Below are 13683 nucleotides of genomic sequence, written 5' to 3' on the forward strand. Positions count from 1 at the left end.
CGGCACCATCACCCGCCGTCACACCCGCTGCGGCAAACCCAACTGCGGCTGCCACGCCGACCCGCCACGCATGCACGGCCCCTACTACCAGTGGACACGCAAGATCAACGGCAAGACCGTCACCCGTCGGCTCACCGAACACGAGGCGAACCTGTACGCCGAATGGATCAACAACGACCGGCAGCTACGCGCCCTCATCACCCAGATGCGCGACATCGCCGCCGAAGCCACCGAACTGATCACCAGACACGACACCAAGGCGGCCGAGGTTTAAACGCAAGCCACAAGGCGCTATCGGTAACACACCCGCTATCGGTACCCCGCAACCCGGCGGATTGGGCGCCTGGTCGATGCACAAGGTGGCCGAGTGGGGCAAAGGGGGCGAATGATCGAGTGCTGTCGGCCTGGTCCTGGCGAAGACCGGGGATGATCGGGACGCCCACGCGTACCCCTCTTCGGTCGGCAAAGGCTTCCCTCGGTGTGTTGGGGGATCGGGGGAGGGGCGTGCGTGCACGGGTGTCCGTGCCTTCGTCACGACCCCGGACGCGATCCGGGAACGGTACGGCGGCTGGGTGCGGCCGCGGTCGAGCGGCCGGCCAGTTGATTCCGTGGCCGTGTCTGGGGGTCGGCTTCGGTCGCGTGCCTCCCCGAGCGCTTAGCTGACTGGCCGGGCGCTAGACAGGCTGCGGTGCGATGCGGAGCGCTGCGATCAGGGCCTGGTAGAGGGTGTCGGTGGCGAGCAACTCGTGGTGGGTGCCGTGCGCGCGGACCGATCCGCCTTCCAGGACGATGATCTGGTCAGCGTCGATGACCGTCGACAACCGGTGCGCGATCGTCAGTACTGCGCCTGTGCTGGCGATCCGCGCGATCACCTCGTGGACCGCGGCCTCCGTCAACCCGTCGAGCTGAGCGGTCGCCTCGTCCAGCAACAAGATCTCGGGGTCGCCGACCAGCGCCCGGGCGAGCGCGATCCGCTGCCTCTCGCCGCCGGAGATCACCGCGGTCGACAGTTGCGTGTCCAGACCCTCGGGGAGCACCCGCACCCGCTCGTCGAGCCGGACCGCCCGAAGCGCGTCCCAAACGGATTCCTCGGCTGCGTCTTCGTGGGTGTAGAGCAGGTTCTCCCGGAGCGTTCCGGGGACCAGCGGCGTGTCCTGTTCGACGTACACGACTCTCTTGCGGAGATCCTCCAGCGACCAGTCCTGCAGCGGTACGCCGTCCAGGATGAGCTGGCCGCTGTCCGGGTTCAGGAAGCGCAGGAGCAGCGAGAAGATCGTCGTCTTGCCGGCCCCTGACGGACCGACGATCGCGGTATGACCGATCCGTGGGATCTCCAGGTTCACGGCGTGGATCGCCGGTGCCGCGCCCGGTGCGTAGCGGGCCGTGACGTTCTCGAACACCAACGCCGAGTCGCTTAGCGAGCCGGTGGACGTTCGCAGTACGGCACCTTCGCTGGCCGGCTCGAGCTCCAGAGCGTCGATCTCCCGGATGCGAGCCGCTGCGGCGATTCCCGCCTGCAACCCGCCGACAGTCGTGGCGAGACTCGATACCGGCTCCATCAACTGGAACGCGTAGAGCAGGAACGCGACCAACGCCGAGACGGTCAGCAACCCTTCGCTGACCCGGTACGCGCCGAGTCCGAGGATCAGCATGATCGCCAGCCCGACGCCGAAGCCCGCGATCGTGAACGCCACGGCCTGGAACCGGACCGCGCGAATGCTCTGCCGCGCGGACTCGGTCGCCTCGACGATCACCCGCTCGCTCTCGCGGTGCTCCGCACGGCTTGCCTTCACCGTCCGGATCGCTCTCAACGCACCTTCCAGTACGCCGCCCAGCCGGCCGACCGCACCCTGAGCTTGCTGCTGGGCCTTCGCCATCGGCGGCATCAGCAGCCCGACGATCACGCCGACCACGGCCAGCGCCGCGAGGGTAGTGGCCAGCAGCACTCCGTCCAGCGTGGCCATCAGGATCAGTGCGCCGGCCAGGCCGATCACGCTGTTCACCAGTTCGACCAGGCTGGACGCGGCCGCCTCGCGCAGCAGGACGGTGTCGGAGGTGACGCGGGTGACGAGCTCGCCGGGGGAGCGGGTGGCCAGCTCGCCGATACGGACCCGGAACAGTCGCCGCACCATCGAGCTGCGGGCCTCCAGAACGACGCGCTCGCCCATTCGCCCGAGCACGATCCACTGGATCAGGCCCAGGCCCGAACCGGCGACCAGCAACACGATCAGCAGGGTCACCGCGGGCGCGATCGACGCCGACGACGCGAGTCCGTCGAGCACCGACTTGGTCACCAACGGGGTCGCGAGGGAGGCGCCGGTCGTGCCGAGTCCGAGCAGCAGGCCGAGCGCCAGCGTTCGCCGGTGGGGACGGACGAAGGTCCACAACATCCGTAGGTTCTGCCAGCGGCCGGTCATCCGGTCCTCCCCAAGGTTTGACTGAGTCACCAAGGTAACAGAATGGGACAACAGTGTCCTATTATTAATCAGCACCGCCCTATCGAGGTAAGGTCTGGGCCATGACTGACACGGTCGAGTCGGGGAGCCGGAGCCGGACCCGCAGAGCGATCCTGGACGCCGCGGTGGTCGTCTTCAGCCAGCGACGAACCGCCTCGCTGGGCGACGTCGCGGCCGAGGCGGGCGTCGCGCGCAGTACGTTGCACCGGTACTTCGCCGACCGGGCCGAGTTGGTTCACGCGCTCGCCGCGGACGTCCTGGTCGCGGTGGAGAAGACGATCGATGACTCCGCCCTCGACCAGGGCACGCCCCGCGAGGCGCTGCACCGGCTGGCCGCCGGGTACTTCGAACTCGGGCCGCGGATCTTCTTCCTGTACAACGAGCCGAGCTTCAACGCACCGGAGCCGGACGAGCGGGTGAAAGGCTTCTTCCAGAAGCTGGAAGCGAGCGGCAAGCCCATCGAGGCGCTGATCGAGCGGGGTCACCGCGAGGGGGTCTTCGCGACATCGTTGTCGGCGGACTGGATCATCCGGATGTTCTGGTGGATGGTCTACATCGGCTGGGAAGCCGTCGACGAGGGCGCGCTGCCGCGGTTGTCGGCGCCCGCCACGATCCTCCAGACCATCGAGCACGGCATCCTCGCCCCGGGGAGTTCGTCGTGAGCGCGGGGGAGCAGGTCGAGGGCCTGCTGCGGGAGTTGACGCCGCAGGTGCTGGGGTTTCTGGCTCGGCGGCATGGGCAGTTCGATCTGTGCGAGGACGCGGTACAGGAGGCGTTGCTGGCGGCCGCGACGCAGTGGCCGACGGACGGCGTACCGGCGAATCCTCGGGGGTGGCTGATCACGGTCGCCACTCGGAAGCTCACCGACCTGTTTCGGAGTGAGAGTGCGCGGCGGCGGCGCGAGGACTCGGTGGCGGCGATGGCCGGGCCTGATGTCGCGCCCGGTGCGGACGCGGATCAGCCGCCGGAATCCGATGACACCCTGACTTTGCTCTTCCTGTGTTGCCATCCAGCCGTCACGCCGGCCTCGCAGGTCGCGCTGACGTTGCGCGCGGTCGGCGGTTTGACGACGGCCGAGATCGCCAAGGCGTTCATGGTGCCGGAGGCAACGATGGCGCCGCGGATCAGCCGGGCGAAGAAGAGCATCAAGGCGGCCGGCAGCCGGTTCGTGCTGCCGCCCGAGGAGGAGCGCGCGGATCGCCTGCGCGTCGTCCTCCAGGTGCTTTACCTGATTTTCAACGAGGGTTACACAGCGAGTTCTGGTCCCGACCTGCAGCGGGTCGAGCTGACCGCCGAGGCGATCCGGCTGGCTCGTCTCCTCTACCAACTGCTGCCGGATGAGGGTGAGGTCGCGGGCTTGCTGGCGCTCATGCTGCTCACGGACTCGCGGCGCGCGGCGCGGACCGAGGCCGATGGCAGCCTGATCCCGATCGACGAGCAGGACCGCAGCCTGTGGTTGCGCGAGCCGATCGAGGAAGGTTGCGCGCTCATCTTGCGGACGCTGGCGCACGGCCGGGTCGGTTCGTACCAGTTGCAGGCCGCCATCGCCGCCGTCCACTCCGAGGCGCCGAGCGCGGACGAGACCGACTGGCAGCAGATCCTGGCGCTCTACCTGTTGCTGGAGAAGGTCGCGCCCAACCCGATGGTGACGCTCAACCGTGCGATCGCACTGGCGCAGGTCGAGGGCCCGCGGGCCGGGCTGGACCTGCTCGCCACCCTCGACGGCGACAATCGGCTGGCGGACAACCACCGGCTGGACGCAGTGCGGGCGCATCTCCTTGAGCGCATCGGTGACTTTCCTGCGGCTCGCGAGCACTACCTGGCCGCGGCGCGCCTCACGACCTCTTTGCCCGAGCAGCGGTACCTCGTGGCGAAGGCGGATGGTGTGCGGACCGACAGGACATAGCGCCGCGGAGGTAGAGCGGTTGAGCCTGGGGCGGCCGCCGGTGTACGGCGTATCAGGGTGCACTACCTGTCCGTCGGGACGGGTAGGCGAGGTGGGCTGCGTGACTTGAGTTGTAACTTCGGTTTACAGTGGCCGCATGGTGATCCAGCAGCAGCATCCGAAGCCCAGCCGGCGGCGGGACCCGATCGGCGTCGGGGTCGCGCTGCTGAACCGGCTGGCGAAGTCGCGGGCGATCGACCGGCTGGGATGGCGCAAGCAGACCGAGCGGGTCGTCTTCGAGGCGACCAAGACCGGATTCCGGACGGCCGGGGCGCTGTCGCGGAGCTTCACCGCGGCGAGCAAGCTGACGAAGCCGTCGCGGCTGCCCGCGGCCAAGGGCACCGGGCGGTTCGACCTGACCCCGACCGAGGACCAGCAGATGGTCGTTGGCGTCGTCACGGAATACGCCGCCGAGGTACTGCGGCCCGCTGCGGCCGACGCGGATGCGGCCGGTGCTACGGATCCGAAGGTGCTCGCGCAGTCGGCTGAGCTCGGGTTGAGCCTGATCGAAGTACCGGAGGAGCTCGGCGGGATCGTGACTGAGCGGTCGGCGATGACCGGGGTACTGATCGCCGAAGCGATGGCTCATGGGGATATGGGGCAGGCGGTCGCATGTCTGGCGCCGGCCGCGGTCAGTACGGCGATCTCGTTGTGGGGTGATGAGACGCAGCAGGCGACGTACTTGCCTGCGTTCACAGGGGATTCGGTGCCGGCTGCCGCGCTGGCTATTGTCGAGCCTCGGCCGCTCTTCGATCCCTTCACCTTGAAAACCAGGGCGACTCGGCAACGAAGTGGCCATCTGCTCAACGGGGTCAAGTCGTTGGTACCGCGTGGCGCTGAGGCCGAGGTGTTCGTGATCGCCGCTCAGCTCGAGGATCAGGGACCGGCCTTGTTCCTGGTGGAGTCCGGGCATCCGGGCGTGACGATCGAGGCCGAGCCGTCGATGGGCCTGCGGGCGGCGTCGCTCAGCCGGGTGCTGCTGGACGACGTACCGGCTGTGCAGTTGGGGACCCTCGAGGACTATGCCGAGTGTGTCCGGCTGTCGCGGCTGGGGTGGTGTGCACTCTCCCTCGGTACTGCGAAGGCGGTGCTCGACTACGTCACGCCGTACGTGAACGAGCGAACGGCCTTTGGGGAGCCGATCAGCCATCGGCAGTCGGTGGCGTTCATGGTCGCCAACATCGCGATCGAGCTGGAGGGGATGCGGCTCGTGACGTACCGGGCCGGATCGCGTGCTGAGCAAGGGCTTCCGTTCGCGCGGGAGGTCGCGTTGGCGCGGCGGTTGTGCACCGAGAAGGGGATGCAGATCGGGACGGATGGCGTGCAGTTGCTCGGCGGGCACGGGTTTGTGAAGGAGCATCCGGTGGAGCGGTGGTATCGCGACTTGCGGGCCATCGGCGTGATGGAAGGTGCGGTGCTGGTCTGATGATCAACCTCGAGACCCCGCGGAAGTTCCGCGCGTTCATCCATCAGGCCCACCAGGTCGCTGCCGAGATGCTGCGGCCGAATTCACGTCAGTACGACCTTGCCGAACATGCCTATCCCAAGGAACTCGACATGCTCGCGGCGATGGTGGACGGCTTGGGTGCGTCCGGGACCGGCTCAGGCGCGGGGGCGGGCGGCGTACGGCGTACTGACGCGGCCGAGGACGACGGCAAGGTGAAGAACGGGTCCAATCTGTCGTCGGCGCTTTCCGTCATGGAGATGTGCTGGGGTGATGTCGGGCTGTTGTTGTCGATGCCGAGGCAGGGGCTGGGGAACTCGGCGATCGCCTCGGTGGCGTCGGATGAGCAGCTGCGGCGGTTCGACGGAGTGTGGGCGGGGATGGCGATCACCGAGCCTGGGTGCGGTTCGGATTCGGCGAACATCCAGACGACGGCGCGGCTCGATGGCGACGACTATGTGATCAACGGCGAGAAGATCTTCGTGACCGCGGGCGGCCGTTGCGACGCGGTGGTCGTGTGGGCGACGCTGGACAAGGGCCTCGGCCGGACAGCGATCAAGTCGTTCGTCGTCTTCAAGGACACGCCGGGGATGACGGTCGAGCGGCTCGAACACAAGCTCGGCATCCGCTCGTCGGACACCGCCACGATCCGCTTCGAGAACTGCCGGGTGCCCGCGTCGAACCTGCTCGGCACGCCGGAGATCGACGCGGACAAAGGCTTTGCGGGTGTCATGCAGACCTTCGACAACACCCGCCCGCTCGTTGCCGCGATGGCGGTCGGCTGTGCCCGGGCGTCGCTGGAGGTCACGCGAGAGCTGCTGTCCGAGGCGGGCGTCGAGGTCGACTACGACCGGCCGGTCCACCTACAGCCCGCTGCTGCGGCGTCGTACCTGCAAATGGAGGCCGACTGGGAAGCCGCCTACCTGCTGACCCTGCAGGCCGCCTGGATGGCCGACAACTCCGAACCCAACTCCCTCCAAGCCTCCATGGCCAAGGCCAAAGCCGGCCGGGTGGGCAACGACATCACCCTCCGCTGCGTAGAACTAGCCGGCAGCCTCGGCTACTCCGAACACCACCTCCTGGAAAAGTGGGCCCGAGACTCCAAAATCCTCGACATCTTCGAGGGGACTCAGCAGATCCAGCAACTAATCGTCGCCCGCAGGTTGCTGGGAAAGACGTCCGCGGAGCTCAAATAGCCTTACTGGAAAGGGTTCTGCGAGTTTGTCGCTGTAAGGTCGGCGCGTCCCGAGAGGTTGTCACCCCGGCCTCAGGCGGCAGTGGACTTCTCGCTACTCCGTCCCTGCTCCGTCAGCCGCGCGGCAAGGCGCTCGAGTCGACGGTCCACCGCCTGCATTGCGCGGTCGTAGGACGACGGGAGCATGTGGGTATACATCTGTAGCGTGAACCCCGGGTCATAGTGACCGAGGTACTCGGAGAGTTCTTTGATGTTGGCACCGTCCGCCAGGGTGATGCTGGCGAAGTAGTGCCGCAACGCGTGCAGACCCGGAGGTCGGTCTGCACCTGCCGCCGGGAGTTGACGGGTTCGCCGCGATCGACAACCTGACCGCGGAGCAGATCACCGCGCCGAGAACCACCCGCTACGAAGCCGAGTCGCCTGAGCGGGGCCGAGGTGCACTCGGGTGGCTCCGCGTCGAACGGCAGCTACGTGGGCGGTATCGATGACGCGGGCAACTATGTGCAGTTCACCGTGAACGCGCCGGCCGCGGGGGAGTACCGGGCGAACGTCAACTTCGCCAACGCCACGTCCGGCCGGAGTACGTTGGCCCTCGCCGTCAACTGCAGCTCGCGCGCCAACGTGTCGTTCCCGCGGACCGAGGCATGGGGCAGCTTCTCACGAAACACATCGTGAGTGTCCCGGTCGCGCTGAACGCCGGCTCCAACACGATTCGGTTGTCGAAGCCCGCCAATGGGGGCTATGTGCAACTGGATGCGCTCGATCTCTCCCTGGCACCGGCGCCGGTGTACGTGGCGATCAGTCCGGTCGCCGTACCGAATGCGGGGTTCGAGAGCAACGGCGCCACCCAGACGCCGGATTCGTGGTCGACCTAGGCGGGAGCCGGGGGGACGAGTGCGGACGCCGACTTTGTGGAGGCGGGCGGGTTCGACGGTGGCTACCGGCTGACGCACGCCAATGGTTCGCAGTACGAGGTGTGGCCGTGTTCGGTCCGCGGTCTGGCTGGGGGAGCAGGACGCAGGACACTAGCGGGCGCCGTGGGACTTGAGGATTTCGGCGATCTGGTGTTGCCCGCGGCCGCGGGCGTGCGTCAGTGGGGTGATGCCGTCGCGGTCGGCGATGCCCGGTTTGGCACCGGCATCGAGCAGGATCTCCACGATCTGCTGGTACGGCGCGGTGCCGTCGCCGAGGAGGATGGCTTCCAGCAGTGCCGTCCAGCCGAGATCGTTGACATGGTTCACGTTGATGCCGGTCCGGACCACTCGGCGGACATAGTCGACGTGCCCGCGCTCGCTGGCCGGGATCACCGAGATGCCGCCGTACCGGTTGCGCAGTGTCAGGTCCGGCCGGGCGGGCAGCAGCGTCTCGAGCATCGCGACGCTGCCGGTCACACCAGTGACGAGCCAGGGCGTGTCGTTCCGGTTGTCCACTGCGTCGGGATCGGCCCCGAGCGAAACCAGCAACCGGGCGACGTCGACGCGGTCGTTGCTTGCAGCAAGTAACAACGCCGTTCGGCGCTGATCATCACGGGCTTCGAGCGCGGCACCGGCGCGGATCGCGCCGGTCACCCGGTCGGCGCTGCCCTCCGTTGCCGCGGTCAACAGTTCGGTGGTCGCCGCGCTGCTGGAAGGTGTGCGGGTCTGCAGGGTGGCGGCGACCGCGCGCTGGCCCTTGGATCGGGCATGCTCCAGGGGCGTTGCGCGGTCCTTCACCGAGGCTCGGTCGAGGTCGGCGCCACCGGCAACCAGCAGGCGAACCGTGTCGACGTACCGCTGGCTGCCATCGCCGAGGATGATCGCTTCGAGTAGCGCGGTCCAGCCCAGCCGATTCACATGGTCGACCGTGGTCCCGGCGCGTAGCAGGCGACCGACCACTGCCGCATGTCCGCGTTCCGCCGCGCGGATGAGCGCGGTGCCGCGGTAGCCGTCGAGGCTCGCCACGTCGGCGCCGTGCCGAAGGGTCAGGTCGAGCAGGTCGACGTATCCTTCGCTCGCGGCGATCAGGAAAGCACTCTGACCGGTGTTGTCAGTGGCGTTCACGTCGGCGCCGACAGCGATCAGTCGTCGCACCTCGGCGATGTCGTTCTTCCAAGCGGCGGCGATGAGTTGCTGGTCGACAGCGCTGGGACTGGGCTGAGTCACGCTTGAGCTCCTCACCGGGGTGGTCGAGGTCACCGACGCCGACGGTACCTCAGCAGGAGGCGCCGCTGGGTGCACAGCGCACCCGGCGGCGACTGCGAGCGCACTGAGAAGCGCCACGCCCGCGCGCATCGTCAGCGGGTGGGCCGCAGCGCGACCACCTGGTACGGCGCTTGCGGCGTCGGCTCGTCGAACTTGCTGTCCACCAGCAGTAGGCGGCCGTGGGCGAGCTTGGCGGTCGTGAAGACCCGAGTGGGGTCAGTCGCCCGTTCGTCGACCAGCCGGGCGCTCGCCCCGTCGTTGGCCAGCTTGAGTGTGGTCAGTGACCGGGAGAAGTTCCGTACGACCCAGAGGTGGTTGCCCTGGAGCACCAGACCGTCGGCGTTCACCAGGTCCGCAGTACCCGTGTCGACCTGCGTGGTGGTGCGAGTGCGCAGATCGAATCGCCACAGCTTCCCGACATTGCCTTGGGCAACCAGCAGGGAGCGGCCGTCGGCCGGCGCGACGATACCGCCCAGGTTGAATCCGGGCTGGACCGCGATCGTCCCGGTCGCGTCGGCCCAGAGGTCGATGCCCCAGCCGTCCGCGCCGAGAGCGACGCGGTAAACGTGCGGCGCGTTGGAGTTGGTGACGTACGCCGCGCCGTCCGGGCCGATCGCGATGTCGTTGAGGAACACGTTCGACCCACCGACCCGTAGTGCGGCGAGCAGTTCGCCGGTCCGGTCATAGACCCACAGATCCGGCGCTCCCGGGTGATCGATCCCGTTCGGGCCACCGGCGACATACACCCGCCCGTGGCGGTCGACCGTCACGCCGCGCGCGGTCCAGCGGCCGTCGGTACCGTCACCCGCGAGCCATTGAGTGGCGGCCCCGCCGCGGACGTCGCCTCGGTGGATCTCGCCTCCCGTGGTCTCCGAGACGTAGAAGAGGTCCCGGCGCTGGTCGTAGCCGATGCCTTCGAATCTTGAGCCGCCGACGTCGCCCGGCAGGCTGTAGGTGTCAGGGCGCGGGGCGGCGTTGGCGGTGGTGCCTGGCAGCAGCGAGACGCCGACAAGCAGGGCTGTGACGGCGGTTGTGACGATCGTGGGCTTCATCAAGGTTTCCTCTCGGGTCCGTTATCGCTGTCAGTCTTGTCCGGGTGGATGGGTCCACGCAGCGGGCATTCAGCGACCGTTGGAGAGCTGACCGGCTACCCAGCGATAGCCGATCGGATGATTCCTCGGCCGCCTGTCTGCCTCTACGATCGGAGGGATATGAACGGCACCCGGCTGCGACCGACAGCCGGCATCCTCGCGAGGGTGCCGGGACTGCCTGCTGCGCTGACTGCGGTTCTGTCGCTACTGGTTGTCGCCTCCACGGTCAGGTATGTCGATGCCCACGGCATCGGTGACCGGGCCGGCTGGGTCCTCGGTGGCGCAGTACTGCTGGTGATCACCTATGCGGCGTACTCGTTCACCGCCGCGTCACCGTGGCGCGGTCGGATCTGGCTCGGCCTGGTCGTCGCGATGTGGTTCGGGCTCGTGCTGATGGCGCCGTCGTTCGCATGGTGCGCGGTGCCGCTGTGCTTCGTCGCGCTGCGAGTGCTTCCATTCACGGCTGCGTGCGTGCTGATCGCGGCCATGGTCGCGACGGTGATCGCGGCCTGGATGTCGATGTCGGGCCGGTTCGACCCGACGATCGTGGCCGGGCCGGTGTCGGTCGCGGTGCTCGCGGTGGCGGCGTACCGGGCGCTGGAGCGCGAGGCGGCCGTCCGTCAGGCCTTGCTGGACGAACTGCGCGAGGCCGAGGGCGACCTGGCCGACGCCCAGCACCAGGCCGGCGTGCAGGCCGAGCGGGCGCGGTTGTCCCGCGATATCCACGACAGCGTCGCGCAGGGCCTGTCCAGCATCAACCTGCTGCTGCAGGCCGCGCAGCAAGGGTGGACAACCCATCCGGCGGCGGCCCGCGACCACGTCAGCCAGGCGGCGCTGACCGCCCGCGACGGGTTGGACGAGGTACGCCGGGTGGTGCGGGACCTTGCCCCGGCCGAGCTGGAGGATTCGGCCGGTGCCGGAGTTCCGGCCGCTATGCGCCGGGCGGCGGCCGAGACCGCGGGGCAGGCTGGCCTGGATATCCGGGTGCTGGTTTCCGGTACGCCGGTGCCGGTTGCCCCGGCGGTCGCGACAGCGCTGCTGCGCACCGCACGAGGAGCCTTGGCGAACGTCGTCGAGCACGCCGCGGCACGCACGACTGTGATCACTCTGACCTATCAGCCGGATGCGGTCGTACTGGATGTCCGCGATGACGGCGTGGGCTTCGACCCAGCCGGTCTGGGACCGGCGCGAGGCTCGTACCGCGGTCGCGGACTGGACGGAATCCGTCGGCGGGTAGAACTGCTCGGCGGCCGGCTCGTGGTGGAAAGCGCGCCTGGCGATGGCGCAGCGCTTGCGGTCACTATCCCGCTGGAGCCTGAATCGTGATCCGGATCGTGCTGGTCGACGACCACCCGGTGGTCCGGGCCGGGATGCGCGCCCTGGTGGAGGGCCAGGACGACCTAACGGTGGTGGGCGAGGCTCCCGATGGCGCGACCGCGGAGAAAGTTGTCACCAGCACCCACCCGGACGTCGTACTGATGGATCTCAACCTGGGCGAAGGGCCGGGCGGCGCCGAGGTGACCAGCCGGTTGCGGGCGCTTGCCGAACCACCTCGAGTGCTGGTCCTCACCACGTACGACACCGAGTCCGACATCCTGCGCGCGATCGACGCCGGCGCGGCTGGCTACCTGCTGAAGGACGCCCCCGCCGACGACTTGTTCCGCGCGATCCGCGGCACCGCCCGCGGCGAAACCATCCTTGCTCCCGCGGTAGCGGCCACGCTGGTCCGGCGAGCGGCCTCGCCCGAGCCGATGCTCACCGAGCGAGAGGTGGAGATCCTCGGGCTGCTCGCGAACGGGCTGACCAACAAGGAGATGGCCAGGCAACTGTTCGTCAGCGAGGCAACGGTGAAGTCCCACCTGTCGCACATCTATCAAAAGCTCGGGGTCGACACCCGCGCCGGCGCGGTAGCCCGAGCGATCGAACAGCGAATAATCCGATCATGACGAGGCGCCCTGTTCGACAGACGCGCCTCGTCGGATTCACAGCCGATCGGTGGGTTGATCGATCGTGACGGTCCCGCCGTGGCGATTTTCGAGGCTGCTCTCTGCACGATGTCAAGCGTCTGCGCTCGCACTGGGGGTCTTGTCGGCACGTCGACACCAGTTGCAAGACCGCCTCCGATGATTTGCGCGTGGGCGGGACTGTTAGGGGACGGTATGAAGCTACCGACGTGGTCGTGGGGGGCCAGTCGACCGCCGCGCTGGTTCCGGATCAGCTCGGCGGCTATCGCGGTCCTGTTCGCTGTAGGACTGATGAACGCGCGCGAGCTGACCGACGTCATCTGGTGCGTCCTGGCGTGCTCGCTCATGGTGCTCAATGCCATCGTGCCGAAGGGGCTGCATGACGGTCGGTTCACCGCATGGACGCAGAAGCATCCGATCGTGACCGGCGGCCTGATCTTCCTGATCATGGGCAGCGGCCTCGTGTTCCTGCTGTCCGACCACGTCGCCAAGTGGCTCGCCGCGGTCATTGCGCTGCCGCTGTCCGCCGCGTTTGTAGCTTGGATGACGGCGTATCGGCTGGCTGTCCTGAACGCGGTCGAGCGAGAAGCTGTCCCGCAGGGTCGGTCCCCATGCTGTCCAGTCAGCCCAATAGCCGACGGCGCCATCGGCGCCGCCGGCTTGTCGGACGGTCTAGAAGGTGCGAGCATGCTCCACCGGTCGGCTACGCAATGCCTTATCCGGCAGCGGTTTGTGCTTGTTGGGTGTCAGCGATGAGAGACCTTGATATAGCTCACGTTGTCGTTGACGGCTCCCAGGTCGCGCACAGGAAGCCAGTAGGACCGCACTGTGGTGCCGTTCTGGTGGACGAACTTGGCCCAGTTGCAGCCGTTGAACCCCTCGACTGAGCTCATGACGTCGCCCCAGCTCCACGGACCGCTGTCCGGGTAGAAGCTGTAGCCGTCAGCATCGCACGGACCTGCTGCCCCATATACCTTGTAGCTGGTCCCCTGGTAGTTGATGTGCTCCCAGTAACGCATCAGAAGCGTTGACGACTGCGCTACGGCGGAGCCCATCACCTTCCGGTTACGCCCCGGATTGGCCTGAGTCTCGGCAGCGGCTAGCGCGGCATCAGCTGACACGGAAGAACAGGCCGCGCCCAGAGTCGGAGACGCCTGTCCTGCCGGCGACTTGCCGATGATGATTGCGCACTCCTGGCCTTCGGTGCGCAAATCCGGCTGAGCGTCAACTGCCGAAGAAACTGTGGTGGACGACAGGAGAGCAGCAACGCTCGCCACGCCGATTGTGCCAGCACGCGTCAGATACTGTGCAACGCTGCTGCGCTTGATGAACGACATCTTCCATCCTTCTTGGTGGGTTTCCATAGCCGGATCGATGATCACCCACCGCTCTTTCCTGGACCTGTCAC

General features: G+C 67.8%; 14 protein-coding genes and 1 pseudogene. 10 read left to right on the forward strand and 5 right to left on the reverse strand.

Features of this window, described 5'->3' with window-relative positions; all coding sequences use genetic code 11:
- The coding region (locus tag A3ES_RS48030; protein ID WP_020389186.1) for a DUF6788 family protein at window positions 1-274 on the forward strand (274 nt) is incomplete at its 5' end.
- A 400-nt stretch (window positions 275-674) separates the two neighbouring features.
- Here A3ES_RS48030 and A3ES_RS0122945 read toward each other — a convergent pair.
- Window positions 675-2417: an ABC transporter ATP-binding protein gene (locus tag A3ES_RS0122945; protein ID WP_020389187.1), complete on the reverse strand. Its 1743-nt coding sequence runs from the start codon at window positions 2415-2417 to the stop codon at window positions 675-677.
- Window positions 2418-2518: 101 nt separating this feature from the next.
- Here A3ES_RS0122945 and A3ES_RS0122950 point away from each other — a divergent pair, with 101 nt between their 5' ends.
- The 4 genes from A3ES_RS0122950 (at window position 2519) to A3ES_RS0122965 (ending at window position 7041) form a co-directional block, all read left to right on the forward strand.
- On the forward strand, window positions 2519-3118 hold the full coding sequence (locus A3ES_RS0122950) for a TetR/AcrR family transcriptional regulator (protein ID WP_020389188.1): 600 nt from the start codon (window positions 2519-2521) through the stop codon (window positions 3116-3118).
- Window positions 3115-4362, forward strand: coding sequence for an RNA polymerase sigma factor (locus A3ES_RS0122955; RefSeq protein ID WP_020389189.1), 1248 nt, complete (start codon window positions 3115-3117; stop codon window positions 4360-4362). Before A3ES_RS0122950 ends, A3ES_RS0122955 begins: the two co-directional genes overlap by 4 nt.
- A 136-nt stretch (window positions 4363-4498) precedes the next feature.
- A complete protein-coding gene (locus tag A3ES_RS0122960; RefSeq protein WP_020389190.1) occupies window positions 4499-5827 on the forward strand; it encodes an acyl-CoA dehydrogenase family protein in 1329 nt (442 codons plus the stop codon).
- The gene (locus A3ES_RS0122965; RefSeq protein WP_020389191.1) at window positions 5827-7041 is read left to right on the forward strand and encodes an acyl-CoA dehydrogenase family protein; all 1215 of its coding nucleotides are present in this window, start codon (window positions 5827-5829) and stop codon (window positions 7039-7041) included. The genes A3ES_RS0122960 and A3ES_RS0122965 overlap by 1 nt, the downstream gene beginning before the upstream one ends.
- A gap of 71 nt (window positions 7042-7112) precedes the next feature.
- On the opposite strand, the pseudogene A3ES_RS0122970 reads toward A3ES_RS0122965, so the two are convergent.
- Window positions 7113-7364 (reverse strand): annotated as a pseudogene (locus A3ES_RS0122970) (tyrosine-type recombinase/integrase); the annotation flags it as partial.
- Between the two features lie 96 nt (window positions 7365-7460).
- On the opposite strand from A3ES_RS0122970, the gene A3ES_RS0122975 reads away from it, so the two are divergent.
- Both A3ES_RS0122975 and A3ES_RS0122980 read left to right on the forward strand, forming a co-directional pair.
- Entirely contained in the window at window positions 7461-7715 is a 255-nt protein-coding gene (locus A3ES_RS0122975; protein ID WP_083933611.1) for a CBM35 domain-containing protein, read from the forward strand.
- Window positions 7712-7915, forward strand: coding sequence for a hypothetical protein (locus A3ES_RS0122980; RefSeq protein WP_020389194.1), 204 nt, complete (start codon window positions 7712-7714; stop codon window positions 7913-7915). The genes A3ES_RS0122975 and A3ES_RS0122980 overlap by 4 nt, the downstream gene beginning before the upstream one ends.
- Window positions 7916-8065: 150 nt before the next feature.
- Here A3ES_RS0122980 and A3ES_RS52735 read toward each other — a convergent pair whose 3' ends face one another.
- Window positions 8066-9181, reverse strand: coding sequence for an ankyrin repeat domain-containing protein (locus A3ES_RS52735; RefSeq protein ID WP_020389195.1), 1116 nt, complete (start codon window positions 9179-9181; stop codon window positions 8066-8068).
- Window positions 9182-9312: 131 nt separating this feature from the next.
- Window positions 9313-10272 (reverse strand): SMP-30/gluconolactonase/LRE family protein, encoded by a 960-nt coding sequence (locus A3ES_RS0123000; protein WP_020389196.1) that lies wholly within the window; start codon window positions 10270-10272, stop codon window positions 9313-9315.
- Between the two features lie 159 nt (window positions 10273-10431).
- Between A3ES_RS0123000 and A3ES_RS0123005 the strand changes: the two genes are divergently transcribed.
- The 3 genes from A3ES_RS0123005 (at window position 10432) to A3ES_RS0123015 (ending at window position 13031) form a co-directional block, all read left to right on the forward strand.
- A complete protein-coding gene (locus A3ES_RS0123005) occupies window positions 10432-11637 on the forward strand; it encodes a sensor histidine kinase (protein ID WP_020389197.1) in 1206 nt (401 codons plus the stop codon).
- The gene (locus A3ES_RS0123010; RefSeq protein ID WP_026163121.1) at window positions 11631-12257 is read left to right on the forward strand and encodes a response regulator transcription factor; all 627 of its coding nucleotides are present in this window, start codon (window positions 11631-11633) and stop codon (window positions 12255-12257) included. Before A3ES_RS0123005 ends, A3ES_RS0123010 begins: the two co-directional genes overlap by 7 nt.
- 309 nt (window positions 12258-12566) lie before the next feature.
- Window positions 12567-13031 (forward strand): hypothetical protein, encoded by a 465-nt coding sequence (locus tag A3ES_RS0123015; RefSeq protein WP_157630691.1) that lies wholly within the window; start codon window positions 12567-12569, stop codon window positions 13029-13031.
- On the opposite strand, the gene A3ES_RS0123020 is transcribed toward A3ES_RS0123015, so the two are convergent.
- Entirely contained in the window at window positions 13022-13657 is a 636-nt protein-coding gene (locus A3ES_RS0123020) for a hypothetical protein (protein WP_157630692.1), read from the reverse strand. The genes A3ES_RS0123015 and A3ES_RS0123020 overlap by 10 nt on opposite strands.
- Window positions 13658-13683: the final 26 nt, after the last annotated feature.

It is taken from the genome of Kribbella catacumbae DSM 19601 (genome assembly GCF_000372465.1).
Taxonomy (GTDB): domain Bacteria; phylum Actinomycetota; class Actinomycetes; order Propionibacteriales; family Kribbellaceae; genus Kribbella; species Kribbella catacumbae.